The 23547-nt window shown below is 67.7% G+C and carries 26 protein-coding genes and 2 tRNA genes; 5 read left to right on the top strand and 23 right to left on the bottom strand.

Translation table 11 applies throughout. From position 1 onward, the window contains the following. Positions 1–18 precede the first annotated feature (18 nt). The 9 genes from DW297_RS09410 to DW297_RS09370 all read right to left on the bottom strand — a co-directional run bounded on the left by DW297_RS09410 (position 19) and on the right by DW297_RS09370 (position 4109). Entirely contained in the window at positions 19–411 is a 393-nt protein-coding gene (locus tag DW297_RS09410; RefSeq protein WP_136031673.1) for a hypothetical protein, read from the bottom strand. Beyond that, positions 411–1013: a hypothetical protein gene (locus DW297_RS09405; RefSeq protein ID WP_136031671.1), complete on the bottom strand. Its 603-nt coding sequence runs from the start codon at positions 1011–1013 to the stop codon at positions 411–413. The genes DW297_RS09410 and DW297_RS09405 overlap by 1 nt, the downstream gene beginning before the upstream one ends. Then, complete coding sequence (locus DW297_RS09400; protein WP_136031669.1) at positions 1010–1576, bottom strand: RNA polymerase sigma factor; 567 nt, start codon at positions 1574–1576, stop codon at positions 1010–1012. Before DW297_RS09400 ends, DW297_RS09405 begins: the two co-directional genes overlap by 4 nt. Before the next feature lie 123 nt (positions 1577–1699). Beyond that, a complete protein-coding gene (locus DW297_RS09395) occupies positions 1700–1873 on the bottom strand; it encodes a CsbD family protein (protein ID WP_136031698.1) in 174 nt (57 codons plus the stop codon). 14 nt (positions 1874–1887) lie between these two features. Next, a complete protein-coding gene (locus DW297_RS09390; protein ID WP_136031667.1) occupies positions 1888–2586 on the bottom strand; it encodes a hypothetical protein in 699 nt (232 codons plus the stop codon). Then, a complete protein-coding gene (locus tag DW297_RS09385) occupies positions 2583–3146 on the bottom strand; it encodes a hypothetical protein (protein WP_136031665.1) in 564 nt (187 codons plus the stop codon). Before DW297_RS09385 ends, DW297_RS09390 begins: the two co-directional genes overlap by 4 nt. Beyond that, positions 3143–3484, bottom strand: coding sequence for a hypothetical protein (locus DW297_RS09380; protein WP_136031664.1), 342 nt, complete (start codon positions 3482–3484; stop codon positions 3143–3145). Before DW297_RS09380 ends, DW297_RS09385 begins: the two co-directional genes overlap by 4 nt. After that, positions 3481–3672: a DUF2273 domain-containing protein gene (locus DW297_RS09375; protein ID WP_136031662.1), complete on the bottom strand. Its 192-nt coding sequence runs from the start codon at positions 3670–3672 to the stop codon at positions 3481–3483. Before DW297_RS09375 ends, DW297_RS09380 begins: the two co-directional genes overlap by 4 nt. Beyond that, positions 3669–4109, bottom strand: coding sequence for an Asp23/Gls24 family envelope stress response protein (locus DW297_RS09370; protein WP_240744574.1), 441 nt, complete (start codon positions 4107–4109; stop codon positions 3669–3671). The genes DW297_RS09375 and DW297_RS09370 overlap by 4 nt, the downstream gene beginning before the upstream one ends. 175 nt (positions 4110–4284) lie before the next feature. Here DW297_RS09370 and DW297_RS09365 point away from each other — a divergent pair, with 175 nt between their 5' ends. Both DW297_RS09365 and DW297_RS09360 read left to right on the top strand, forming a co-directional pair. Continuing rightward, positions 4285–4896 carry a TetR/AcrR family transcriptional regulator gene (locus DW297_RS09365; RefSeq protein ID WP_136031657.1) on the top strand — a complete coding sequence of 204 codons (612 nt, stop codon included), beginning with the start codon at positions 4285–4287 and terminating at the stop codon, positions 4894–4896. Continuing rightward, positions 4897–6558, top strand: coding sequence for an MDR family MFS transporter (locus DW297_RS09360; RefSeq protein WP_136031655.1), 1662 nt, complete (start codon positions 4897–4899; stop codon positions 6556–6558). It abuts the gene before it with no gap. Between the two features lie 4 nt (positions 6559–6562). On the opposite strand, the gene DW297_RS18910 is transcribed toward DW297_RS09360, so the two are convergent. From DW297_RS18910 to DW297_RS09315, 10 genes are all read right to left on the bottom strand, one after another. After that, positions 6563–6718, bottom strand: coding sequence for a hypothetical protein (locus tag DW297_RS18910; RefSeq protein WP_168442828.1), 156 nt, complete (start codon positions 6716–6718; stop codon positions 6563–6565). A 295-nt stretch (positions 6719–7013) separates the two neighbouring features. After that, positions 7014–7484, bottom strand: coding sequence for a hypothetical protein (locus DW297_RS09355; protein WP_136031653.1), 471 nt, complete (start codon positions 7482–7484; stop codon positions 7014–7016). A gap of 116 nt (positions 7485–7600) precedes the next feature. Next, positions 7601–7674: transfer RNA gene (locus DW297_RS09350), tRNA-Met, on the bottom strand. 32 nt (positions 7675–7706) lie between these two features. Continuing rightward, positions 7707–7778, bottom strand: a tRNA-Thr gene (locus DW297_RS09345). 68 nt (positions 7779–7846) lie between these two features. Beyond that, positions 7847–9088 carry a M23 family metallopeptidase gene (locus DW297_RS09340; RefSeq protein WP_136031651.1) on the bottom strand — a complete coding sequence of 414 codons (1242 nt, stop codon included), beginning with the start codon at positions 9086–9088 and terminating at the stop codon, positions 7847–7849. A 129-nt stretch (positions 9089–9217) separates the two neighbouring features. After that, the gene (locus DW297_RS09335; protein WP_136031696.1) at positions 9218–10003 is read right to left on the bottom strand and encodes an inositol monophosphatase family protein; all 786 of its coding nucleotides are present in this window, start codon (positions 10001–10003) and stop codon (positions 9218–9220) included. Between the two features lie 2 nt (positions 10004–10005). After that, entirely contained in the window at positions 10006–10959 is a 954-nt protein-coding gene (locus DW297_RS09330) for a hypothetical protein (protein WP_205828262.1), read from the bottom strand. 169 nt (positions 10960–11128) lie between these two features. After that, positions 11129–11929 carry an enoyl-CoA hydratase/isomerase family protein gene (locus tag DW297_RS09325; RefSeq protein WP_136031649.1) on the bottom strand — a complete coding sequence of 267 codons (801 nt, stop codon included), beginning with the start codon at positions 11927–11929 and terminating at the stop codon, positions 11129–11131. 46 nt (positions 11930–11975) lie between these two features. Further along, positions 11976–12467, bottom strand: coding sequence for an FBP domain-containing protein (locus tag DW297_RS09320; RefSeq protein ID WP_136031647.1), 492 nt, complete (start codon positions 12465–12467; stop codon positions 11976–11978). 9 nt (positions 12468–12476) lie between these two features. Next, the gene (locus DW297_RS09315; protein WP_240744573.1) at positions 12477–13361 is read right to left on the bottom strand and encodes a bile acid:sodium symporter family protein; all 885 of its coding nucleotides are present in this window, start codon (positions 13359–13361) and stop codon (positions 12477–12479) included. Between the two features lie 601 nt (positions 13362–13962). Between DW297_RS09315 and DW297_RS18905 the strand changes: the two genes are divergently transcribed. Both DW297_RS18905 and DW297_RS09305 read left to right on the top strand, forming a co-directional pair. Continuing rightward, positions 13963–16092 carry a hypothetical protein gene (locus tag DW297_RS18905; protein ID WP_168442827.1) on the top strand — a complete coding sequence of 710 codons (2130 nt, stop codon included), beginning with the start codon at positions 13963–13965 and terminating at the stop codon, positions 16090–16092. A 225-nt stretch (positions 16093–16317) separates the two neighbouring features. Then, positions 16318–18720: a hypothetical protein gene (locus DW297_RS09305; protein ID WP_136031643.1), complete on the top strand. Its 2403-nt coding sequence runs from the start codon at positions 16318–16320 to the stop codon at positions 18718–18720. A gap of 16 nt (positions 18721–18736) precedes the next feature. On the opposite strand, the gene DW297_RS09300 is transcribed toward DW297_RS09305, so the two are convergent. Together DW297_RS09300 and DW297_RS09295 are read right to left on the bottom strand one after the other, a co-directional pair. Beyond that, positions 18737–19582: an HNH endonuclease gene (locus tag DW297_RS09300; protein WP_168442826.1), complete on the bottom strand. Its 846-nt coding sequence runs from the start codon at positions 19580–19582 to the stop codon at positions 18737–18739. Between the two features lie 144 nt (positions 19583–19726). Further along, entirely contained in the window at positions 19727–20704 is a 978-nt protein-coding gene (locus DW297_RS09295) for a hypothetical protein (RefSeq protein WP_136031639.1), read from the bottom strand. A gap of 268 nt (positions 20705–20972) precedes the next feature. On the opposite strand from DW297_RS09295, the gene DW297_RS09290 reads away from it, so the two are divergent. Then, positions 20973–21227: a hypothetical protein gene (locus tag DW297_RS09290; protein WP_136031637.1), complete on the top strand. Its 255-nt coding sequence runs from the start codon at positions 20973–20975 to the stop codon at positions 21225–21227. 82 nt (positions 21228–21309) lie between these two features. On the opposite strand, the gene DW297_RS09285 is transcribed toward DW297_RS09290, so the two are convergent. Together DW297_RS09285 and DW297_RS09275 are read right to left on the bottom strand one after the other, a co-directional pair. Further along, complete coding sequence (locus tag DW297_RS09285) at positions 21310–21621, bottom strand: hypothetical protein (RefSeq protein WP_240744572.1); 312 nt, start codon at positions 21619–21621, stop codon at positions 21310–21312. 368 nt (positions 21622–21989) lie between these two features. Next, positions 21990–23138 carry an SIR2 family protein gene (locus tag DW297_RS09275; protein WP_136031633.1) on the bottom strand — a complete coding sequence of 383 codons (1149 nt, stop codon included), beginning with the start codon at positions 23136–23138 and terminating at the stop codon, positions 21990–21992. Positions 23139–23547 lie beyond the last annotated feature (409 nt).

The raw sequence follows: 23547 nt of genomic DNA, 5'->3' as shown, positions 1-23547 counted from the left end.
GCCCCGCCGACCCCACGGTCAGCGGGGCTCCACCTCGACGGGCTCCCCCGCGGCACGGGCGACCTGCACGTAGGCCACCACGAGCGTGATGCTCTCGCGCTGGTACCCCTGCTCCGCGAGCACGGCCTCCACCGCGGCCCGCGCCTCCCGGAGGACCTCTCCGGACGCCGCGCCCGCATCCACCCCGATCGACGCCTCGACCGCGGCCCCGCGCGCCCCCGCGGCCACCGACACGATCGGCTCGGCGTCGCGCGTCGCGCCCAGCGCCGCAGCCCCCGCCCTCAGCAGGTTCGAGATGAGCGAGCCGGAGCGGTAGACGCCGCGGACCCCGTCCTGCGCGCGCAGGACCTGTTCGATCCGGGCGGCCAGCTCGCGACGGCCCTCGCCGTCGATCGTCGGATCCTGCGTCATCACGACACCTCCCTGATGTCCTTGACGGTCACGTCGATCGCGGCGATGGTGAGCTCGGTGTGCCGACGCAGCCGCGCGTCCACCTCGGTACGGAGCCGGTCGGCCAGCCCGCGGATCGGCTCGCCGTGCAACACGCTCGCGTCGATCGCCACGCGCACGGGAGCACCCGGCGTCGTGACGTCGCCCTCCAGGCGGCATCGCCCGACGAGCACGCCGGGGACCGCCTCCTCGGCCGCCCGCACGAGACCGCGCACCGCACCCTCGGTGATCGCCAGCTCCACCGCAGGGTCGTCGGAGGCGAACGGGATGCGGCGTCCCGCCCTGGCGTCCATCGCGATCCCGCTCAGGATCCGGTCGATCCACCCCTCCTCCACCGCGGGCTCCGCCGCGGTGTCGGCCGCCATCAGCGCGTCGCCCAGTCCGTGCAGCCGCTCGAGCGCGTCGAGGGCGAGCTGGCACCCCGGCGATTCCTCGATCGAGGCCACGCGCGGCTGACGCCCCGCCTCGAGGTAGTCGGCGAGCTCCTCGATCGTGTGCCCGTCGAGGTCGTCGGGCTCCAATCCGAGACCGCGCAGGTCCGGGTTCTCGTGGTCGTCGTTCATCGCCACGCCTCCATCCGGGTGATCAGGAATCCGCGCGCACGGGCCAGCAGCCCGCGCACCGTGCTGACGGGGACGCCGAGCTCCGCGGCGATCTCGTCGTAGCTGTACCCGCCCATCTCGCGCAGCACCCAGCATTCGCGCTGCGCCTCCGGGAGCTCCCGCAGCGCGGCTCCCAGTGCCGCGACGCCCTCGCGCACCTCCACCACCGCCGACGGCGAGGCATGCAGGGGTGCCGGCCGGTCGATCTCGGTCACATCGACCACCGGGCGGTGGCGCCGGAGCCGGTCCACGGCCTTGCGACTCACGATGCGCATCAGCCAGCTCTTGACCTTGCCGGGGTCGTCGAGCTCGCCGAACCGCTGCCACGCGGTCACGAACGCCTCCTGCACGGTGTCGTCCACTTCGGCCGAGCCGTTCAGCATGCGCTGCGTGTACGCGCGCATCATCGGCGTGTACCTCCGCACCAGCACCGCGAACGCCTCGACATCGCCGTCCATGGCGCGACCCGCGACGATGTGATCCCCGGCCTGTTCCAGCGGGCCGCGAGAGCCATCCGCTGCCATTCCCCCACCCTTCGTTCCGCTTCCCCTGCAGGTTCGGAGCGCGTGCGGCGACGGATCGGATCCGTGCGCACGGCTCGGCCGCAGGGAGCGCCCCGACCGGGGGCGCCCCCTGCGCGAGCGGGATCACTTCTTGAACGCGTCCTTGACATCCTCGGCGGCGTTCCGCACATCGCCCTTCGCCTGCTCGGCCTTGCCCTCGGCGACGAGCCGGTCGTTGTCGGTGACCTCGCCGACGACCTCCTTCGCCTTGCCGGCGATCTTCTCGGCGGCGGCCTTGATCTTGTTCTCTCCGCTCATGGCGGCTCCTTTCCTCACGCGACCCCGGCTCTCGGGGTCGACGACGTCCGGGCGGTGCGGGACCGGTGCCCCGCCTCGCCCGCGCCGGCCAGCGACCGGCGCATCCTCTGCCTCGACCGGAACAGCTCGCGCCACCCGCGGTCCGCGACGTGCACGACCACCGGCACCTCCACGCCCAGCAACCGGTCCCACTCCGCGACGGCCGCCTCGGCCGCGGCGACGACGGCCCCCAGAGCCGCCCCCTTCCGCGGCGTCACGACGAGCCCGAGGGCGGTGCGACGGCCCGCCCGACGCGCGACCGTCCGCGCCGACACCACGTCGGCCCGAGCCGCGAGCGTCTCCGCCAGCACGCCGTCGGCCACACCGCGGTCCACCCGGGTCGTCCCCCGAGGACCCGGCACCGCGAGCACCTCGCGCACGCGACCGCGGCCCCGCGTGAGCAGGAACGCGATCAGCAGGACGACCACGACCAGGGCCGCGGCCGCGGCTGACACGGCCGCGAGCGGGAACTCCCCGATGCTCCCGAGGTCGACCGTCGCGGCCGATGCATCGGCGGACGCCCGCTCGACCGCCGAGACGGCCCCCGCCGCCCCCGCGGGCAGCAGCCGCGCCGACTCCAGCCCGGTCGCCACGAGTGCCGCGCCCGCCGCGAGCAGCACGAGGCCGCCGCCGAGCAGCACCACCCGGTTCCCCACGGATCCCGAGAGCCTCATCCGACCACTCCTTCCGTCGCCACGAGCACACGCGGCGTCAGGGCGAAGCCCACCTCGTCCAGCACGCGCACCACAGCGGTCCGCGCCGCGTCACGGTCCACGGGCACCCCGCTGGTCGGGGTCAGGCGGACCGTGGCGGCTCTGCGCCCCACCGTGACCGCGACGCGCGGTCGCGGAACGCCCGTGCGCCTGGCCACCCCGTCGGCGATCGCGTCCGCGAGCACGCCGTCGTCCACCACGAGCGCGGTGCGGCCGGTCAGACGGGCGCGTCGGGCGCGACGCCCCGGGACGACCGCCAGCGCCAGCAGCACCGCGGCGAGCGCGACCAGCGCGATGCCCGCACCGATCGCGACACCAGGGGCGGACAGCGCCTGGGCGACGCCCGCCAGCAGCCCCGCCGCATCCGCGCGGAACCCGGGGTCGAGGGCCGCGGCGACCCCGCACCCCAGGAGCCCGAGCAGCACGATCGCCAGGAGAGCGGCGAGCACGGTCGCCGGAGCGGTCCGCGACGCCCGTGTCTCCCGGCGCAGCAGTCGGCGCGTGGCGGCGGGCGCGCTCATGCGACCCTCCGCTCGAGCGCACGCCGCACGCCGGTGAACCGCACGTCGACCGCGCCCACCCGTCGCGACGCCAGCTCCCCGAGCCGACGCACGAGGGTCTCGCGCAGCACCTCGCCGTGGTCGGCGAGGGTCGTGCCGTCGGAGCGCGCCAGCACGACGGGCACGACCACCGTGACGCGCAGGTCGCCGCGCTGGTCGCCCAGCTCCACCGCGATGTCGTCGAGCCCCACGCCCGCGGCATCCCTGGCGATGCCGAGGGCGATCCGGTGCAGGGCGCGGGCCTCGACGGACGTGGCCCCCGCCACACCCGACGACGCCCCTGCCCGCTCGACGCTCACGAGGACGACCGCCGTCCGCGGACCACCTCGGCGAGCGCCCGCACGTCCAGGCGACCGTCGGCGATGCGCCCGGCCGCCGCGCCGACGAGCATCGCGAGGAGCACGAGCAGGAACGCCCAGAAGCCCAGCACGATCCAGGTCAGTGCGAGGACCGCGGCCGCAGCTCCGCCGATCACCGAGGCGTTCACTGGACTCGCGCCTCCTCGGCGTCGGCGTCGTCGTCCGAGGGGATGTGCACGTCGTTGACGCTCACGTTGATCTCGGCGACGTCCATGCCGACCAGGTCGACCATGGCCCGGTGGATGGCCGTGCGCACGTCGTCGGCCACCTTCTGCAGCGACACCGGGTACTCCGCGACGATCGTGACGTCGACGGCCACCTGCGTCTCGCCGACCTCCACGCTCACGCCCTGCGAGAGGTCGGTCGTGTTCAGCACGTCTCGGATCGCGCCCATCATGCGGGCCGCCCCGCCGCCGAGCGCATAGACGCCGCTGACCTCACGGGCCGCGATACCCGCGATCTTCGCGACGACCGCGTCCTCGATCGTGGTCTTCCCCACCGCTGCGGCCTGCGCCGTCGGTACGACCTGAGCCTTGGGCTGGCTGCCCCCCGTCACGTTCGCCATCTCGAGCTCCTTCATCCGTGTGTCCGCACCGTCAGGCGCGGGCCGTGTTCTTACGACACCACTAAGACGCATGAGGCACCTCGGATGTCACGAATTCGTCGAGGGTTTTTCCGGGCGGGCAGAGAAACGCACTCTCACAGTGCACTCCAAGGTTGAAAGTGCAAAGTTGCACTCTATGGATGCAAGTGCAGAATCGACGAGGGAGCAGCGCAAGCGCGAGACGTCTCTCGCGCTCACCTCGGTGGCGCGGCGCTGGACGGTCGAACGGGGCTTCGCCGGCTTCACGATCGAGGAGCTGTGCACCGAGGCCGGGGTGTCTCGCCGCACGTTCTTCAACTACTTCGAGAGCAAGGAGAACGCGGTCTTCGGCATCACCGTAATCGACTCCCGCCAGGAGGAGCTGGAGGACGCTTTCGCGAACGCCGACGGCGACCTGCTCGACGACTTCGTCGAGCTCACCGTCGCCCGCTTCTCCCTGTTCGACCCCGTCGAGCATGCCGCCGAGCTGTTCGCCGTGATCGAGCACGAACCGCGACTGCTCAAGGCCGCGTTCGAGCAGCAGGAGAAGCACGAGCGGCGCGACGTCGCCCTGATCACCCGCCGGCTCGAGGGCGTCGAGGACGCCGAGCTGCGCGCGCAGGTGCTCGTGCAGTCCGTCGGTGCCCTCGTGCGCCTGTGCATGGAACAGCTCCTGCACCACCACTCCACCGAGCCGTTCGCCGAGCTGATCCGACGCCGTCTCCGGCTCGCGCGCGACCTGTACTCCCCCGCACAGAAAGCCCACTGAATGTCCGCCACCGCCACCGCCGACGCGCCCTTCCTGCTCACGAAGCGTCGCATCTGGATCATCTTCAGCGCCCTGATCGCCGGCATGCTGCTCGCGAGCCTCGATCAGACCATCGTGTCGACCGCGATGCCGACCATCGTGGGCCAGCTCGGCGGCGTCGACCACCAGGTGTGGATCACGACCGCGTACCTGCTGGCCACCACCATCGTGATGCCGATCTACGGCAAGTTCGGCGACGTGCTCGGTCGTCGCAGCCTGTTCCTCGTCGCGATCGCGCTCTTCACGCTCGCGTCGGTGGGCTGCGCCCTGGCGACCGACTTCTGGATGTTCGTCGTGTTCCGGGCGCTGCAGGGCCTCGGCGGCGGCGGACTGATGATCCTGTCGCAGGCGATCATCGCCGACATCGTGCCCGCCAACGAGCGCGGCAAGTACATGGGTCCGCTCGGTGCCGTGTTCGGGCTCTCCGCCGTGGCCGGTCCGCTGCTCGGCGGGTTCTTCGTCGACCACATGACGTGGCAGTGGGCGTTCTACATCAACATCCCGGTCGGGATCGCGGCGTTCGTGATCGCGCTGGTCGCGCTGCAGCTGCCCAGCAAGAAGGCCGAGAAGCGCATCGACGTGCTCGGCGTGATCTTCCTCTCCCTCGCGACGACGTGCCTGATCTTCTTCACCGACTTCGGCGGCGACAAGGAGTTCGGGTGGGATTCGCTGGCGACCTGGGCGTGGGGCGCCGGCCTCGTGGTCGCCGCGACCGCGTTCGTCATCACCGAGTCCAGGGCGCAGGACCCGATCATCCCGCTGAGCCTGTTCCGCAACCCGATCTTCGTGAACGCGACGGCCATCGGACTGGTGCTCGGGATCGGCATGTTCGCGGCGATCGGCTTCGTGCCCACGTTCCTGCAGATGTCGTCCGGCACGTCGGCCGCGGCCTCCGGGCTGCTGATGATCCCGATGATGGTGGGCCTGATGGGCACGTCCATCTTCTCGGGCATCGCGATCTCGAAGACCGGGAAGTACAAGGTCTACCCGATCGTCGGCACGATCGTGACGGGCCTCTCGATGGTCGCGATGACCACGCTGTCGGCCGAGACGCCCATCTGGCTGATCTGCGTCTTCCTGTTCGTGTTCGGCGCGGGCCTCGGGCTCATCATGCAGGTCGTGGTGCTGGTGGTCCAGAACGCCGTGCCCGCGGGCGAGATCGGCACCGCGACGAGCACCAACAACTACTTCCGGGAGGTGGGGGCATCCCTCGGAGTGGCCGTCTTCGGCACGATCTTCACGACGCGGCTGACGGAGAACCTGCTCGGCGTGTTCGCCGGAGCCGGTGCCTCGCCGGATCAGGCGTCGCAGGCCGCGTCGACCATCGACCCCGCAACGCTCAGCGCGCTGCCCGACGAGGTGCGCGACGGGATCGTGACCGCGTACGCCGATGCGCTCGCCCCGGTGTTCTGGTACCTGGTGCCGTTCGTGGCGCTCGCGCTGCTGCTGTCGCTGTTCCTCAAGCAGATCCCCCTGTCCGACCAGGCGGGACTCGTGGCACGCGGCGAAGCCATCAGTGGCGAGGAGGCGGAGCGGCTGGAGGCCGCTCAGCGCGCCGGCGGACGGACGACCACCGCGGTCGACGGGCCGGAGGGGTCCGACCCGTCGACCGCGGACCGGTGACCGGTCAGGGGAGGTCGGCGACGTCGAGGTCGTCGTCGTCTTCGCTGGCCGGAAGGTCGTCGGGCTCGGGGTCGTGATCGTTGGTGACGATGTCGGCGTCCACACCGACGGCGTCCACCTCGGGGCCATCGTCGGCGGCGTTGCTGTTCGGGTCTGACATGGGGATCTCCGTTCCTCGGCCTCGTGGAGCGCCAGTCTCCCGTGCCGGCGGGCCCGAGCGCAGGGGCTTGACATGACCTCCGGGTTCCGGATGGCCCGTGCGGCCGAGAGGCGCTGGCCATCGTCGGGCGGCCCGGCGCGCGCGGGGCCGGGTGTCACGGTCAGCTCTGCTCCCCGACGGCCTGTGCGGGATTAGACGAGCCAGCGGGGGCAGAACGCGCCGCAGGCTCAGCTCCGCTCCCCCGGCGGCCTGTGCGGGATCAGCCGAGCCAGCGCGGGCAGAACGCGCCGCAGGCTCAGCTCCGCTCCCCGACGGCCTGTGCACTGACGGTGACGATCGCGAACACGACCGCGGCGATGCGGTCGTCGTCCGCGTGGGCGTGGGGGTCCCACAGCACGTCGGTGCCGATCACCTCGGCGGTCATGTCGTCGAGCGGCTGCTCCTCGTCGCGGGCAAGCCCGTCGGCGAGCCAGGCGGCCGCGCGGCGCAGGTCGGCGCGAGCGATCGTGTGGTGGGGGTCCTCGATCGACGCGCCGAGCACGTCGGCGACGGAGACTCCCCGGCAGCGGAGCCCGGCCACCGCACCGGACAGTGCGCCCGCCGCGACCGCGAGGCCGTAGCCCGCGGCGATGAGCTCGTCCCAGGAGACGGGGCCCGCGATGTCCTCCAGTCCGAGCGAGACGCCCGCCCTGTCCGTCACGGCGACCATCACCGCCCGATGCGCATGGCAGTAGACAGCGGTCGCGGAGGGAGCGGGGGTCGGCACGGCGGTCCTCTTTCCGGGGAGCCCGCCTCGCTCGTCCGCGCGAGCGCGCGGAACGGCTCTCACTCTAGTCCGCGGATACGACGAAACCCCCGGACGTATCCGGGGGTTTCGAGCTGTAGCAGGAGCGGGGCTTGAACCCGCGACCTCACGATTATGAGTCGTGCGCTCTCACCAACTGAGCTACCCTGCCGCACGGCATCCGCATCGCAGATGCGAACTCCGAGCCCCGAGTCAGGATTGAACTGACGACCCCTTCCTTACCATGGAAGTGCTCTGCCACTGAGCTATCGGGGCGTGCTGCCCCTCGCGGGGCAACCACACGAGAATACCATCACTGTGGCGTCCTCATGAAATCAGGCCGGTCAGTACGACGTGCGTCCGGCGTTGGCACGGAGCCACGGCATCGGGTCGATCGTCGTGCCGTTGACGATGAGCTCGAAGTGGAGGTGCGCGCCGTAGGAGCGGCCCGTGTTCCCGGTCTTGCCGATGACGGTGCCGACGGTGACCCGGTCGCCCGCCTTCACCTGGAGCGAGCCGTACTGCATGTGCGCATAGTGGCTGGTGATGGTCTGGCCGTCGATCACGTGGTCGATGTAGACCGTGACCCCGTAGGCGCCGCCCTGCTCCGTGGCGGTGCGCACCACGCCGTCGGCGATCGCCTGGATGGGCGCGCCGTTGCCGGGGGTGAAGTCGATGCCCTCGTGCAGGCGTCCGCTGCGCATGCCATAGCCGTACGACATGCCGACGCCGACCATGAACGGCCACTGGATCGCGGCGTCGGGGTCGTTCGTGAAGACCTCGCCCGAGTAGTTGATGCCCTGCTCGGCCGCGACCTCGACGAGGGAGACCGTGCTGTAGTCGTCGTTGCGGGTGAGCGGTGCGTTCTGCACGTCGGAGGGCGCGACGAAGGCCTGGATCTCGTCCTTCGCCGACCCCGCGGCGTCGGCGGCGGCAGCGGTGACGAGGGAGGCCGAGGCCATCGACCCTCCGCGCGCGGCGGCGACGGCCTCGGCGGGCAGCGTCATGGAGACCGCGAGCAGTCCGGCCAGACCCATGACACCGACGGTCGCGCCGACCGTCACGAAGCGCCGGAGACGGCGGGGACGCGATGCGACGTGTTCGGCCGCCGCACCCTGCGCGTCGGCGGCGCTGGCGAACGACCGGGCACTCGCGGCCGCAGCAGGGACGGTGCGCACGATGCCGGTGCTGCGGAAGGCGCGCGAGGCACGCTCGAACGCGTCTCCCTCGGCGTCGGCTTCGGCCACGAACGGCTCGGAGGCCGGCGGGATGACCTCGGCGCCTGCGGCCTCGGCGGGTGCCTCGTGCGTCGCCGCGAGGGGCACGGCGGGGACGTCGGCCACGGCGGGCGCGGGCGTCGCGGCGATGAACGGTTCGGCGGGAGCCTGAGGCACCGGCGGGACGTCGTTCGGCCGCTGACGTGCGGCGCGACGGGAGAGGGGCGCGACGGCGGCGAGCGCGACCACGGTCTCCGCGTGAGCGAGGGGTGCCGTCGTCCCGGTCGCCGGGGCCTCGGTGGCCGCAGTGCGATGACGGCTGGAGCGACGCGTGGGCGCAGCGGCAGCCTGGGGATTCTCGAAGGGCAAAACTAGTCTCTCGGTCGTTCGTGTTGCTCGGGGGCGCAATGACAGCTTTCACCTTCGGGTGGTGAAAGTAACGATCGGGTAAACACTACCCCGATCACCCTGGGAATGCCATGTATCAGTTCAGGTTTCTCAGCACAGGATCTCGGTGAGCCGCGCGTGCACGGCTGGTCCTCCGGCGATCAGCAGCGGCCGAGGGGAGTCGGTGTCGACGCGCGTCACGATGCCCCCCGCCTCGCTCACCAGGAGCGCGCCCGCCGCGAGGTCCCAGGGGGCCAGTCCGCGCTCGAAGTAGCCGTCGAGTCGACCAGCGGCGACGTACGCGAGGTCGAGTGCGGCCGACCCCATCCGCCGGAGGTCCCGCGCGATGGGCATCACCCGGCGCACGGTCGCGAGGTCGCCGTCGTGGGTCGCGGGGTCGTAGCCGAACCCGGTGGCGAGGAGCGCGCCGGCCGGTGTCTCCTGCGTGACCTCGAGGCGCCTGCCGTCGAGCCAGGCTCCGTGACCTCGAGCGGCGGTGAAGGTCTCCCCCACGGCCGGTGCGTGCACGGCAGCGGCGAGCGCCTCCCACCGGCTCGGGTCGGGCTCTCCCTGGACGGCCGCGATGCTGACGTTGTAGGCCGGGATGCCGTAGGCGTAGTTGACGGTGCCGTCGATGGGGTCGACCACCCAGGTGATCCCGCTGTCGCCCGCCGCCGTACCGGACTCCTCGCCGAGGAAGCCGTCGTGCGGCCGCGCCGTCAGCAGACGGTCGCGGATGAGCGCCTCGACCTCGCGGTCGGCCTCGGTCACGATGTCGGCCAGTGTCGACTTGGTCGCGGCCAGGGTGACCCCCTGCTGTCGGCGTGTCCTGGCGAGCTCCCCCGCCTCCCGAGCGACCTGCGCGGCGAGCGCGCCGAGCTCCTGCTCCTGTGACACTGTCACGACGCCCGGTTCCCCGGCGCGGGAGGGGGCGGCGGGAACGCGGGAGGTTCGCCCTGATGCGGCGCGGGGGGCTCCGGCGCGGCGGGTCGGGGCGGCACCGGTGCGTCCGGTACCGGAGGGCCGGGCTGGGCCGCCGGGGGTGCGGAGGGCGCAGCCGGAGCCGCGGGCTGCGCGACCGCGGCCTCGGGAACCACGGGGAACGCCGTGGTCTGCGGCTGCGGGAGAGCCTGCTGCGGAGCCGTCGGGTAGCCGGTGTAGTACGCGTTCCAGTCGGGCGAGCCGTCGGGCAGGGCGGGGAGCGGGGTGCGGCCGTCGGCGAACGTGGGCCACGCGGGAGCCGGGTTCTGCGGCGTCGGCGTGGCGGCCTTCCTCGGCGCGAAGAGCGCGTTCAGCAGGGGGATGAGCGTGGTGCCCACCGCGACCAGGATCGTGAGGGCGACCACGATGCGCCAGTACAGCTCGCTATAGTCGAACGTGTTCGGGAACGCGAGGAAGAACACGAGCATCGCCACGAGCGCACCGAGGAACACGACCGTCACGATGAAGATGACGCGCGTGAAGGTGGTGACGTGGCGCTGCGCCGCCTTCGTGAACAGACGCACGTGCAGCAGGGCGAGCTGGAGCACTCCGATCACGAGCAGGAGTTGGAAGAAGCGCTCCGCCCCGAAGTAGATGCCGTCTTCCGGGAGCCAGATCTTCACGAGCCCCACCAGGAGCGCCACGACCCAGCTGACCATGCTCGCGAGCTGGAGCCAGTCCGGGCGGTTGGGGGCGAGCCCGGCCTCCAGGATCGCGATGCCGGCGAACGCGGCCAGGAGCAGGATCGTGAGGAAGGCACGACCGATCAGGCCGTTCTGGTCGCCGATCAGCACCCACACCACGCACACGAGCGCGGCCGCGATCAGCGCGCCGATCGCCACCCAGATCGAGCCTCGGATGAGTAGCGACATGTTCTTCTTCTCAGCCTGCGGCGGCGTGCTGATGTCCGGATGGGACATGGGGGTCCTCTCGTCGAGTGGCGATCGATGTCCACATCCTCCCACGCGCGCCGGTCCCGGTTCGGGGATCTTCGCGCCGTGCGGACGGACGCGACGAAAACCGGTGGTTGGGGAGGAAGAGTCAGGCCGTCTTGCGCGCCGATGCCGCAGCGAACGCGGCGACCCGCGCCTGCGCATCGGGAGTCTCGAGCGCGGCACCGATCGAGCGCGCCTCCTCCGACAGCTGCTCGACGAAGGTGCGCTCGGGCTGCGACCGCACCAGCCGCTTGGCCTGGCCATAGGCATCCGCGGCCCCGGCCAGCCAGAAGCGCGCGACCTCCTCGGCGCGCGAGCGCACGGCCTCCGCCTCCGCAGCCGCGTCCTCGCCCTCCACGACCTCGGCCACCAGTCCCCACTCCAGCGCCTCGGCCGCCGTCAGCAACCGATCCTGCAGCACGAGCTGCAGCGCTCTGCGCTGACCGATCGCACGGGCCAGCTGCGCCGACACCGACAGGTCGGGCGTGAGACCGATGTTGGCGTACAGGCTCCCGAGCTTCGATCGTGCCCCGACCACGGCGTAGTCGGTCGCGAGCAGGATGCCGAGCCCGCCACCCGCCGTCGTGCCGTGGGCGGCGGCGACCACCGGGATGCTCGACTCGGTCAGCGAGCGGATGCCCGCGTTGATCACCTCGGCGAGCGCCGTGATCTCGGCACCGGAGGCGCCCATCGTGGTCGCCATGTCGATCACGTCGCCGCCCGCGCAGAACGCCGGCCCCGCCGCGTCGAGGAGGATCGCCTTCACGTCGCTCCGCGAGGTGGCCTCGGCCGTCGCGTCACGCCAGGCGTGGGCCAGATCGGCGTTGAAGGCGTTGAGGCGAGCCGGACGGTTCAGCGTCAGCCGCGCCATCCCCTCGTCGACCGCGAACAGGATGGCTTCACTCATGGCGTCTCCCTCGAGCACAGGACGTGTGGATCCAGGCTAGCCGGACTCAGCCCTGCTCCCACACGCGGGAGACGAACCCCTCCATCCGGCGGCGCGTACCATCGAGGCGGAAGTCGGCCTGACCCGCCGCGCGGATCTCGTTCGGCGCGAGCGGATGCGCGAGTCGCACGTTCTCGTGACAGGAGAGGTCCGCGCAGATGTACGTACCGAAGGAGTCGCCGCGAGCGCCGGCCTCGCCCGCCCGTCGCGCGGAGAACAGCGCGACCTGGTTGCCCGGCTGCATCGTGTGGCAGATGTTGCACATGCCGGAGCGCCCTCGACCGGGCTCCGACGCCCGCAGCACGACACCGACCACGCGTCCCTCGCGCTGGATCAGGACGTAGCCGCGCTTGCCCGCGCTCGGGTCGCGCCAGGCGAAGAAGTCGAGGTAGTCCCAGTCGACCAGGAGGAAGTCGTGCGGCATCTCCATGACGCGCAGCTCGTCCGCGTCCGCGTTCACGAACGAGGCCCGGACGTCGGCTTCGGTGAGGGCTCGCATCACTCCAGTCTAGGAAACGCCCTCGACGGCGGGCGCGGTGCGTGCGGCGGAGGCACCGCTGCGCTCGCGGATGAGGAACCCGAAGCCGAACGCGATGAAGAACATCAGCACCCCGTAGACGGCTGCGGGGAGGCTCAGCTCCACCGAGCCGAGCACGGACTGCGCGATCACGATCGCCAGGGTCGCGTTGTGGATGCCGATCTCGAACGACGTCGCGATCGCCTGACGCTTGCCCACCCGCAGCATCCGCGGGATGAGGAATCCGACCGCGAGGCTGACCAGGCAGAACAGCACGGTGATGAGAGCCAGACGCGCCACGTTGTCGACCAGGAGCGTCCAGTTCGAGGCCACGGCGCCCGCGATCACGACGATCAGGATGACGACCGAGGCGATGCGCACCGGCTTGTCCATGCTCGCGGCGAACCGTGGCCAGAACCGCCGGATCAGCATGCCGAGCGCGACGGGCAGCAGCACGATCGCGAACACCTCGAGGGCCTTCGACCACTGCAGCCCCAGCGTGTCATCGAACGGGCGGAAGTAGGCGATCGCGAGGTTCGTGATGATCGGCAGCGTGATCACCGCGATCACCGAGTTCACCGCCGTGAGCGAGATGTTGAGGGCGATGTCGCCGCGGAACAGGTGGCTGTACAGGTTCGCCGTGGTGCCGCCCGGCGACGCGGCGAGCATCATCATGCCCACCGCCAGCACCGGCGGCAGCTGGAACAGCAGCACGAGCCCGAAGCAGACGGCCGGCAGGAGCACCAGCTGACACAGCAGCGCGACGATCACCGCCCTCGGCTGCTTGAGCACCCGGGCGAAGTCGCCGAGGGTGAGGCTGAGGCCCAGACCCAGCATGATGATGCCGAGCGCGACGGGCAGTCCGATGGTGGTCAACGCTGATCCCATGGCACTCAGTGTGGCGGACGGAGGGCCTCGGTGTCACGGGTTCGTGAGACGCGCGCCGAAACGGAAGAAGCCCCCGACGAGCGGGGGCTTCCGTGGTGGGGTGTTCTCGGATCTCTCAGATGCCTTGAGTCTTCAGGGGTCATACTCCCCATGTACGCGGCCGAATCCTCTGGCGCGAGATCGCTATTCCTCCCGCATCTTGCATGCAATCACTTTTTTGTGATCCTGATCTGGACGTTTCTTCTATTGGCGCCCAGAGGAATCGTGAAGCGCGCGTGCATCAGCCCGACACCCCAGGAAGTCGGCCGGCGCACGCTGTCCGCGGCGTGTGGTGAAGTACACCCATGACCTCTTGCTCCATCGATCCGGCATCTACATGCTCGCGCACTGACCATGAGTTCGCATCGGCCGACGCGACGCCACCGTTGCCCGAGAGCTACCGGAACGCTCGTTGAACCCCGCACTGCTCGGACTGGCCCGGCTCGCCCGCTACTCAAAGCGGCCGGCGGCCTGGCTTTTGCGTAGACGACAGGCATACCTGTTATGGCGACTACGCCGAGCAATTCGAGACGCCGACGCTTTCGACGTCGTGGGGAACATGTTCTTGTCAGAAGCCCCTATAAGTAATGAGCCGGGCGACGGCTCCGATGGCACTCGACTCTTGTCGAAGCCGGAGCTCACCGCACTGCTGTTCGCGGAGCGAAAAAACCGCTCCGCGGTTCATCCGTCGCCTGCTCGCCTGCTCGGCCTCGTCGACAAGCTCGTGCCGCGGGTACTTCACACAGCCACGCTTCGTGTGCTTTTCGAACAGGCTCAGGTGAAACGACAGGACTCGACGGTAGTTCCTCGCCTCACCCTGGCCGCCGTCACTCGTGAGATCTACCTGCGCCTTCCGCGTTTCCATCAGAAGGAGCGTGAGCTACTCAATGAGCTATTCACCCCCGATCTCCACGATTCGCTCATGGCGCGCGTCGGCTTTGGCCCCGAGACAATGTTCGCGGTCTATGACGCGTTCCATTCGTACATTCCACAACGACTTGCCGAGCGTGCCGAGACCGCAAGGGAAGAGCTTGCCGAGGCCCTCGCATCCTCCGCGGAGCTTGCGAGTGTCTTTCACAGTCACGCTGGAGGATTCGATGATGCGCTTCTACAGGCGGTCGGACGTCGCACCTTCGACGAGCTGTCCGATCTGGTAGCCCTCTCCCCGGATGAGATGAGGACCGCAACCGGTGTGCCGGAAGAAGAGCTCGACGCGATGCTCTCTCTGATGAGCATCGACTTGGACGCGGACAATTCAGGGGCCGTCGCTGACTTCCTCAACGGCAATAACCCCATGCGCACCCGACCATTTCTCGCCCGCGCCAACGAGAGTGGCGACCGAATCTATATGCTCATCCAGCCCACGTCCCTCATCTTCAATATGCGCGAACTCTTCGAGGCAGCTCTGACGTCCGAACCAACCGACCAGGCCTACATCAAACATCGCGGCCAGCTGCTTGAAGAGCGCGGCATGAGTGCACTGGTGCGCGCGCTCCGGCCGGAGACTGCGCTGGTCAACGTCACGTACGTCGGCGCCGACAGGCAACGATTCGAGACCGACGGGCTACTCATCCTCGGCGAGGTGGCGATCATCGTTGAGGCAAAGAGCAATCGGCTAACTCCCTATGCTCGCGGTGGGGCACCCGCCAGGCTGTGGAAAGAGCTTGGGCCCATCATCTCGAAGGCGGCCCAACAAGCCGAGCGACTTCGCGAGTTCATCGATGCCGGCAACACCAAGATCCATGTTGTGTCCTCAATGAACGCCGACCAGCCGAGCAGTGTCGTTAGAAAGAACTGGGATCTGGATCTCGGCAACGTCCGACAGATCTTCACCATCGCCCTCACGCTCGAAGATCTGAATTACATCGCCACCATCACGTCAGAGCTCGTAGAGAGCGGCCTGATACCCGCAGAGGCGCCTTCCCCTTGGGTTGTGAACGTTCATGACCTGGAGGTCACGACACGACTTCTCACCAGGCCGGCAGAGTTCGCTCAGTTCCTCTCGCGTAGGAGACGTGCAAGCACCTTCAACAACATCCAGGCCATCGATGAGCTGGACTACGTGATGCACTACCTCACGTTCGGGCTATTCCCCGAGGGATCGCTGGACACCATGACCCTCGTGCAGAGCCTCACCGACGACCTCGACGCGTGGGTGTTCTATGAGGACGGTTTCCGCGAGACACCCGCTCCGAGACCCCAGCAAGAGATCGATGTCGAGACCGACGAGATCTTGTCTCGCCTTGATGAGTATCGACCGTTTGGATGGATGGGAGCCTCGCTGGGCCTCCTAGAACTAGCTCCGGCGGAGCGAAAACGGATCTCTCACGAAACACGCCGGCTTCGCGATCTCTCTGCCTCCGATAGCGAGCCTCACTCGATGTTCTTCGAAACTGCTGGCATCGCTGGCAAGCCACTCATCTTCATCGTGATGAGTTTCCCGCCTGGAGCAAAGACAAACGCCATCAAAGCCCGCTTCACCGGATACGCGACTCTGCGACGCTATGCATCCCGAGCCGACGCCGTCTACTGCTTCGGAGCCATCGCGGGGAGTGATGCCGTGTTCGACATGTTCTTGACCCTCGACTCCGAATGGGAGTTCGATCCTGCGCTTGACGAAGCAACGAGGATGGCAGGGCTCGCGCCGGGAATTCAGGGAGACGACGAAGAGCCAGCGTGATCTGCTGGTGTCAGCACAAGCTCGCGGCAGGTGTTCGGTCTCCCTGCGGGGGCAACCAGGTCGACTGGAACCGAGGCTCGCGCGAGTTCAATCGAGACGACCGAGAAGATCTAGAGTTCACGCGGAGTACAGCGCTCCGTTCATAGCAACCTCAGCGCTTCGACACTGGTCGTCCGTCGACGTTATGGCTACTCCTCCGGCTGGACGATGCGTTTGAATACAGACATGACGACATCCGAAGTCACCTTCGCCCCTGCAGTGCTGGCACTTCGCCCGCCCCGCGTTGCAGTGGTCTTCCCCGAAGATGACCGCTGGCGCGACTGGGTCATGTACGCGCTGGAGGTTTTCTCGGAGTACTGGGGCGGCGGCGGATTCATCCTCGTCCCCCACGACCCCGACAGCGGAGAGCCCTCACCTCAGTTCGCCGATATCATCCGCGCTCACGACCCCGACCACGTGGTAACGCTGGACGTCCCACTCACCATCTTCGAGTCGTGGTACCCCGGGACGGTGGATGTCGGCGCCGACCATTCGGACGAGGAACGGGCCGAACGCATCCGAAACCTGCATGACAAGACCTCGCACCCCATGAGCCGTTACGCCCGCAAGGTCGCCGCTTCGTGGTGCTCGCCGATGCGACGCAGCCTTTCTCGGCGCGATAGGCCCGGTCGTCAGCACGAATCCCTCTGGTCACTCGGAGCGGTGAACCGGAACGCTCGTTTCCCGCCAGCCATTTCACCCACCCCACCCCTCGAGGCCCCGGTCCTTGCCGCATCCTCGTCATGGAGGAGCGATCTCGCTCTCTTCGCTGCAACGGCCACCGGCGTGGTGCGTGAGGACGACGGCGCTCGCCCCGAACCTGGCCCGGACGTCATGAAATGGATCCTCGCACGGGAAAGAGATGCCCCAACTTCGCTCCTCCACGTCCCGAGCGGGAGTGCGACGCGTCCCGGTCACCACCCAAGAACTATGTTCACATCTTTCCCCGGGTTGATGCGGGCGTCCCGCAACTACCTCCGCGACGGCGCGGCAGTGGTCGTCGGAGACACAGGCTCAGATTTCTCTCTCGCTCTCGCGTACGACCGGATCCTAGGTCGTGGCTTCTGGGTCACCTCGGCGGTGCTGGACGACCCGGAGCTGCTGCGGACCTTCCGCTCATCGATGTGGTTGCTGACGACACAGGTGGAACGCGACTCCGAGTTTCTCACGATCTCGAGCGCGTCGCTCGACGAAGAGGCGGTCGCCGCTGCTGCCACTGCCCTGCAGGCGCCCGAATACGAATACGAGCGATTTGGTAGTCATCGCCAAATGGTCGCCGAGTCCGAGACAGTACAGATCCGGCCGCCAGAAGTTGAGCGCGGCTCCATGGAGCAACTTCTCGAGGAGCATGCGGGCGCTTCCATCGTCCTCCCCATGGAAGTCATGGACGATGGCACGCGCGAGGCGATGAGCGGTGTCGAAACGCCGATCCCCAGCGTTCTCATGCATGCCCCCGATGCGGGAAGAGTGCCGTACTGGTACGTGGATGTGTCGATAGGCGGGACCCGCGTTCCCCATGGTCGAGACATTCCCGCGTCTGCGATCCTCGCCCTGCGCAACACCGCCTTTCCCGAAGTGACAGTGCGAGCGAGTCGGAACGGCTACTCATTCGACCCTGCTTCCCTGGGGTTCGTGTCAAGCGGGACAGTGCTCCCGGGCCGGCTCGGACGGCCGCGCCTTCGCGCACTCTCCATGCGAGCCTGGGTCGAAGGAATGGCTCGCGCGGAAGGGCTGGGCGTTCGGCTCTCCGCTGCTGGCCGTCAAGCCGAACTGGTCAGCCGCCGCCTCGGCTCGCGGGATCAACTCCTCACGCTTGTGAGAGCGGCTACCCTTCCTCTTCTTCGCGCCTTCATCCCAGATGAGACGGTGCCTAAAGAGCGCGAGGGCGGACGCGCTGTGATTGGCTTAGACCCGTACCTGTCTTTTGACAAGATGAGCGCTCTACTGGGCTCCGACGAGGCAACCGTCGAGATCGTAGACGACCTCTCGAGAGCACGCCTCCTCCGGCGCGGGCTAGTTCTCGGGTGCGAGGAGTGCGGGAGGCCGTCGTTCGTCGATGCGGACCGCGTCGCTCAACAGTTTGAGTGCCCGCAGTGTGCCGCATCGAACACTCTCACCTCGGCACGGTGGCGGGAAGGACGAGAACCCGGCTGGTTCTACGACCTTTACGCTCCGTTCCGAGATCTCCTGCGCGACCATGGCGACATCCCTCTGCTCGCGGCCTCGCAGTTGCGCCACGAGAGCAGGTCCTACGCTGATGCCCCCGAGCTGGAGTTCTACGAGCTCGACTCCGGAACCCGCGTGGCGGAGGTCGACGTGATTGCCAGCGTGGACGATGCTGTTGTGCTCGTAGAAGCGAAGGTGTCCGGGCAGTTCCCACAGGGCAGTCGCGGACGACAGACCGACAAGCTCCTCCGCATAGCCCGAGTTCTCCGCGCAGACAAGATCGTCCTCGCGACGTCGCAGGAGGAATGGAACACCACCGATGTCGCTCATCTGCAGAATCAGGTGGCTCGCGCGAAACCGTTTCGCCTGTTGTCGTCGACGATGGTCGAACTTGGATGCCTTGAGTCCGAACTTCAACCATGAGGACCGCGACGGATGCCTACGTGATAACGGGCAGCCTCGGCGCGCTCACCTGAAAGTACAGCGGATCGAGTGGCCAATCGACGATGATCCTGCGATTGAAGGAGACGCCGAGTTCACGACCTTCGTCGGCGTGGATGACCATCAGCCGTATCTCTCCCGGATGAGCGTCGCCGTTGTTCCGGCCGATCTTCAGTGCCCGAACCGCGGGCCCCGATATGAACGGGGCATCCCGGGGGTGCTCGCGGGCAGCGAGAAGTTCTTCTCGAACCGTGGTGGCTTTCGGGCCATCAGGGATGCGTTGCACGAGAACACACGCGGCGAGGTAGGCGGACTTCACGAACGCGAGCTTCGCGCGTTCCACATCCACCGGGTCATATGTGATCTCGGCATCGCCGTTGCTGAGGATATCGAGGACGGCCTTGTCGTACTTCCCCTGTTGGAACAGCACGATACTCCCATCCGAACCGAGCCTGAAGAGGTAAGTTCCCGCGTGCCTTTTCCCGGGGACGGTGCTGCCGGACACCCGCGCGTTGCCGAGAGCGTTCTCATACCAGGCCAGGGCGTGGGGTTCGTAGCGGCTACCGAATTCGTTGTTGCAGCGTTCGCAGGTGGCCGTGAGGACGGACCCGCCGAGGGAGTGAGGAGGGACGTGCTCTCTGCTATCCGGGTCGGGGGTCAAGCAGATCGGGCACCGGTCGAACTCCGCGTACTCGAACGCGACCGGGACGTGTTCCGCGCCGCGAGTGACGCCCTCGATAGGCGGGGGGACCGTGTCAATCGTTGTGCCGTCCTCGAATTGGAGGGTCGCGCTGGTCAGTTCAGGAACACCACGCCCGTCGGCCCTCCCCACGACGCCGGTCAATGTGGCTCTCCGTCGCACCGGCTGCCCGGGCGTGGGTACGACCATCTCGTCAGACACGCGTTTGCACATCCCCGACGTTCACTGTCACAGGAGTGACGACCGGCAGGGCAGTCAGCACAGCGAACGGTTCGGTCGACCGCGTGTTCACTGCCCCGCAGGTTCGAGTGGCTGCGGTAGCTCACCGACGTTCGCATGACGGAGGTAGATGGCGTGGGGCCACCGCTCGTACTCGTACTGCGTGAGCCGTCGGTGCGTGATCCAGTCCTCTATCTCCTGGATGTCATACTCGCGTTCGCTGGTGACGAGCACAGGCAGACGCGACGCCCATTGGTCCACTGCAGCAAGCACGCCAGGGGCATCGCTCATCGACATCACGCGTTCGACAACGAGGTGGATCTCAGCGCACCCCTGCAGTCGCGGTGCCGAAAGCTGTCTGTCGTTCGTGGATATTGTGCAGGCCGCGAAGACGTCCGGCGCGACGGACAGGTTTCGGACGGTCCATGTCCGCCGACCCTCTGCGTGGCGCGAACTCAACCTGAAGCGGGTACCAAAGCGTTTCGTCCATAGCGCCAGTCGCCCTTGACCGCCGCGACCGTGGTCGGACTGTTCCAGGTCGTCTCTGCCAAATGGTGCTGCTGCCGGCTCGGTGTACGTCACGACGATGGCGTGCCTGGTCGCTGTCAGCGTGGCGTCCGGGGCGCCCGCATGGTCGCCGGCGTTTTTCACCAGCTCGGCAATGAGTGATGCGGTGGGTGCCGCCACATCATCACCCCACGCCTCGGCGGCGGCCACCCCCTGAATGAAGCGAGACGCGACTGACGCGATCCCCTCCTCGGGGATGTCGAGCAGGTTCACCGTGGTCGTTGTCGGGAACAGCCGTCGGGAGATTCGGGGATCGAGGTCTTGCTTTCGGACGTTGTCGGCGAGATGGGCTTCACGCCAGCCGCGGAGCAGCTCAACGGTGTAGACGATGTCATCGTCGTCGACGAGCTTTGCGTCGGAGCGACACAGCCAGATGCCGTTGTCGATGTCCGACAGCTCCTTGGGACTCATGTTGCTGTTCCAGCGCGCAGCACGAGAGGTACGCCCATAGATGTGAGCCGCCTCACCTTTGTCGGACACGCCACTCTTTCGACTTTTCGATGCTCCCGCAGTGCTGCGGTCACACCACGGCGCGCTACATCTCTCTCCTGCCTGCCTCGCCATAACCTTGCGGGTGGTCCGGGAGAACTCGCCATCCTTCGTCATGCCCCCACTGTGTCAGGAAACGGCGTCACGAGCACGCTCTCCTGCTGTCGAGAACAGTGGCCGAGAAAGTCCATCGTCGCTGCCATCCCGAGCGCGCGATAGTAGAGAAGGACGCCCACCCGGGCGAGAGAGCAGGGCCACGATGGATCTTCACGCAACGTTCACGCGCAACATGCACGGAACAGGAGGGAACGAGCTCGCCTGGAAGCTGACGGTATTCGAGGGCGATACCGTGCTCCGCGACAACCTCACGTATGACCACACAATCACCGAGCATCTTCCGTTCACGACGCAGGTCATCAGTCGGTTGAGGGACCTGGGGTTCTCCGCATCCGCGAACGACGTTACCCGGGACGGCGATGGGTATCGCATTGACGGAGTACAGCGCATCAGTTGATCCACCGCATCGTCGACATCGGCGGTGGCGCAATTGCCCACGCCATGGTGCGGGGGCGTGGGCGGGAGAGCCCGGACATAGGTCAGTCTTCGATGGAGACAGCGTTTCCCCATACCCAGCAACGAAATGTGCGTTCGCCGGTCCGAAACTCCACGCCAGCGGCAAGCGGGGTGGAGCGAAGGAGCTTTGCGTCGACCCGGACCGCTTCGGGGCCGAACCGCACCCAGACCTGCGCCATCCGATACGGCTGCGGATAGATCGTGAGGGGATGCTCGCGGAGAGCAAGCTCACGCTCGGTTAAAGGCTGTAGAGGGCCGGCTCGGGCGGCAGCGAGGATTGCCTGGTGCTGCGCGCGCATATCGTAGTGCTGCGCCAGGCGTTTGCTTGTGCCCATACCGGCTCTCCTTCTTGGCCCGCGCAGCAAGGCTAGCAAGGTTCGAAGATATGTTCTATTCTTCTTGACATGAGAACCGAGGCCCCGCACGTATCTGCAACCGTATGGATGGTCAACGAGACGCCCGTGCGAATGGTCTTCGCGGGCCGCCGATGGACGGTCACCGACACTCCCACCCGGCTCGCATGGACAGGACCGCGCGAACACGGTGAGGCGGAGGGGTGGAGATTTCAAGGGACCGATGATGACGGTCGCGCCGTCGTCTTCGACGTCTTCCACACAACGAGCGGGTGGCATGTGCACCGCAGCTACGAGTAAGCGATCTGGTCTTGGGCCGCCATGCCCGCGATAAGCGTCCAGCGACGGCGTCAGGCGATGAACTCAGCCCACTCCGCCGTGTTCTCCACTCCGTTCGCGCCCGTGCGCACGACCGTCAGCCAGTCCACTGACGATCCGTCTTCTTTTCCCCACCCGAAAGCACGCTCAACGACGTGGACGGCCAGGTCGTCGCCGTGCGTCACCACAAGGACGCGCGGCTTCTCTTCGCGGGCACGGTCATTGAACTCCGCTTGGAGCTTGGCGTTGACGGGTTCATCGCGGAACGAATAGCCGACAATCAGCCAGTGGTTGGAGGTGGCGAGCGAGTCCACGAACATCTCGTACGCAAGACTGAACGGGAACTCCTGCACGTGCGCGGACTTGTCTCGCTGGTTTGCCAGCACCACGACAGGGCGGAGGCCGGTGGTCCCATCCCGCACAGCCTGCCACTGCTCCAGGTCCTCCAAGTGGTCACGGCTGAGCTTCGCGTAGACCGTGCCTTCCTGACCCGCCCAATAGGTGATGGAGCCATGGAGGTGCAGCAGGAGAACCCTGTGCTTGGGTGAAAAGTCGTGTCGCGTTTCCCGCAGAAGAGGAACGCGGGCAACAGTGTCGCCATCTCCGTCCACGATGCTCACCTTCGTGCGACCGTCAGCAAGGTCTGCGACTTCCGCCATGTTGCAGACCGTGAGCACCGCCGACAGCAGCAACGTGTCGTAGTTCAGATTCGACAATGACACCCGGCCATCGAAGCTCGATGTGACGGCAGTCACGAAAGAATGCAGATGTTCCGCGTCGTCGGCGTACGCATGCGAGTTCTCGAAGATGACCTGGAGCACGTGCGACAGGCCCGTGTCGCGCACTCGAGCCGCGAAGTTCGCCACGAGCTGGATCGCGGCCTGGAGCTCGTCGTCTTGTGGCTGCGTGAGAGCAGCGAGTCGCTCAAGGTACCCCATCGTGCGGTTCTCGGCGCCGAAGGCTCCGACGAGGACCTCGAAGTCGTCCTCGCTGGTGACACCGGCGGGAAGCGCTCGTTCTGCGATCTCTTTCATCGCGGTCACCACGTCGTCACCCTCATCCGAGGCGGCCTTCATCCGTTCGACCATCTCTGTGGTGATTGCGCGGAGGTTCAAAGCGGGGTTGAACGCGATGGACAGCCCATTACCCACCAGCACCGCGACGTTGCGCACTTCAGTCATATCCCCCAGCTCTCCGGTCGGCGGCACCTCCGTGGCGCCACGCCCGTTCTATTCAACCGCCCAGCCGTCGTCATCGCGCGCGGCGCAGCGACTGATACATCAGTACACGAGTCGAAAGTTCCATACTCTCTCTTCTGGGCAGCGACTTGTCCTTCACAAACTCCCCAGACCAGTGAAATCCCCATACTTCGAGTCGCTGCCCATTCTCATGCCCTCAGCTCTACGCGATTGCGCGAGACGCCCGCAGTACATGGCTTGCCGATACGTGCACTCAGCCGGGGTGGCGTACGCAGTGCCGCCGCCGCGACAGGCTGGATCGCGGGTCGCGTCAGCGACCCGCCACGAGGCTTCTGGTTCCAGACCACCGGGCACGCACAGGCCCACGAGCGCCGGATCGATGCACTTGGAT

Source organism: Microbacterium sp. PF5, assembly GCF_004794315.1.
Lineage (GTDB): Bacteria > Actinomycetota > Actinomycetes > Actinomycetales > Microbacteriaceae > Microbacterium > Microbacterium sufflavum.
The sequence above is the reverse complement of the archived record's forward strand: the minus strand, read 5'-3'. Positions and strand labels throughout refer to the sequence as shown.

What these genes read in the sequence shown, in the direction of transcription:
- DW297_RS09370 (WP_240744574.1), bottom strand. Translation starts at nt 4,109, where the DNA reads ATGGCGAACGTGACGGGGGGCAGCCAGCCCAAGGCTCAGGTCGTACCG.
- DW297_RS09385 (WP_136031665.1), bottom strand. Translation starts at nt 3,146, where the DNA reads ATGAGCGCGCCCGCCGCCACGCGCCGACTGCTGCGCCGGGAGACACGG.
- DW297_RS09290 (WP_136031637.1), top strand. Translation starts at nt 20,973, where the DNA reads ATGGATCTTCACGCAACGTTCACGCGCAACATGCACGGAACAGGAGGG.
- DW297_RS09275 (WP_136031633.1), bottom strand. Translation starts at nt 23,138, where the DNA reads ATGACTGAAGTGCGCAACGTCGCGGTGCTGGTGGGTAATGGGCTGTCC.
- DW297_RS09330 (WP_205828262.1), bottom strand. Translation starts at nt 10,959, where the DNA reads ATGTCGCTACTCATCCGAGGCTCGATCTGGGTGGCGATCGGCGCGCTG.
- DW297_RS18910 (WP_168442828.1), bottom strand. Translation starts at nt 6,718, where the DNA reads ATGTCAGACCCGAACAGCAACGCCGCCGACGATGGCCCCGAGGTGGAC.
- DW297_RS09405 (WP_136031671.1), bottom strand. Translation starts at nt 1,013, where the DNA reads ATGAACGACGACCACGAGAACCCGGACCTGCGCGGTCTCGGATTGGAG.
- DW297_RS09360 (WP_136031655.1), top strand. Translation starts at nt 4,897, where the DNA reads ATGTCCGCCACCGCCACCGCCGACGCGCCCTTCCTGCTCACGAAGCGT.
- DW297_RS09285 (WP_240744572.1), bottom strand. Translation starts at nt 21,621, where the DNA reads ATGGGCACAAGCAAACGCCTGGCGCAGCACTACGATATGCGCGCGCAG.
- DW297_RS09400 (WP_136031669.1), bottom strand. Translation starts at nt 1,576, where the DNA reads ATGGCAGCGGATGGCTCTCGCGGCCCGCTGGAACAGGCCGGGGATCAC.
- DW297_RS09410 (WP_136031673.1), bottom strand. Translation starts at nt 411, where the DNA reads ATGACGCAGGATCCGACGATCGACGGCGAGGGCCGTCGCGAGCTGGCC.
- DW297_RS09390 (WP_136031667.1), bottom strand. Translation starts at nt 2,586, where the DNA reads ATGAGGCTCTCGGGATCCGTGGGGAACCGGGTGGTGCTGCTCGGCGGC.
- DW297_RS09365 (WP_136031657.1), top strand. Translation starts at nt 4,285, where the DNA reads ATGGATGCAAGTGCAGAATCGACGAGGGAGCAGCGCAAGCGCGAGACG.
- DW297_RS09320 (WP_136031647.1), bottom strand. Translation starts at nt 12,467, where the DNA reads ATGCGAGCCCTCACCGAAGCCGACGTCCGGGCCTCGTTCGTGAACGCG.
- DW297_RS09395 (WP_136031698.1), bottom strand. Translation starts at nt 1,873, where the DNA reads ATGAGCGGAGAGAACAAGATCAAGGCCGCCGCCGAGAAGATCGCCGGC.
- DW297_RS09305 (WP_136031643.1), top strand. Translation starts at nt 16,318, where the DNA reads ATGACGACATCCGAAGTCACCTTCGCCCCTGCAGTGCTGGCACTTCGC.
- DW297_RS09325 (WP_136031649.1), bottom strand. Translation starts at nt 11,929, where the DNA reads ATGAGTGAAGCCATCCTGTTCGCGGTCGACGAGGGGATGGCGCGGCTG.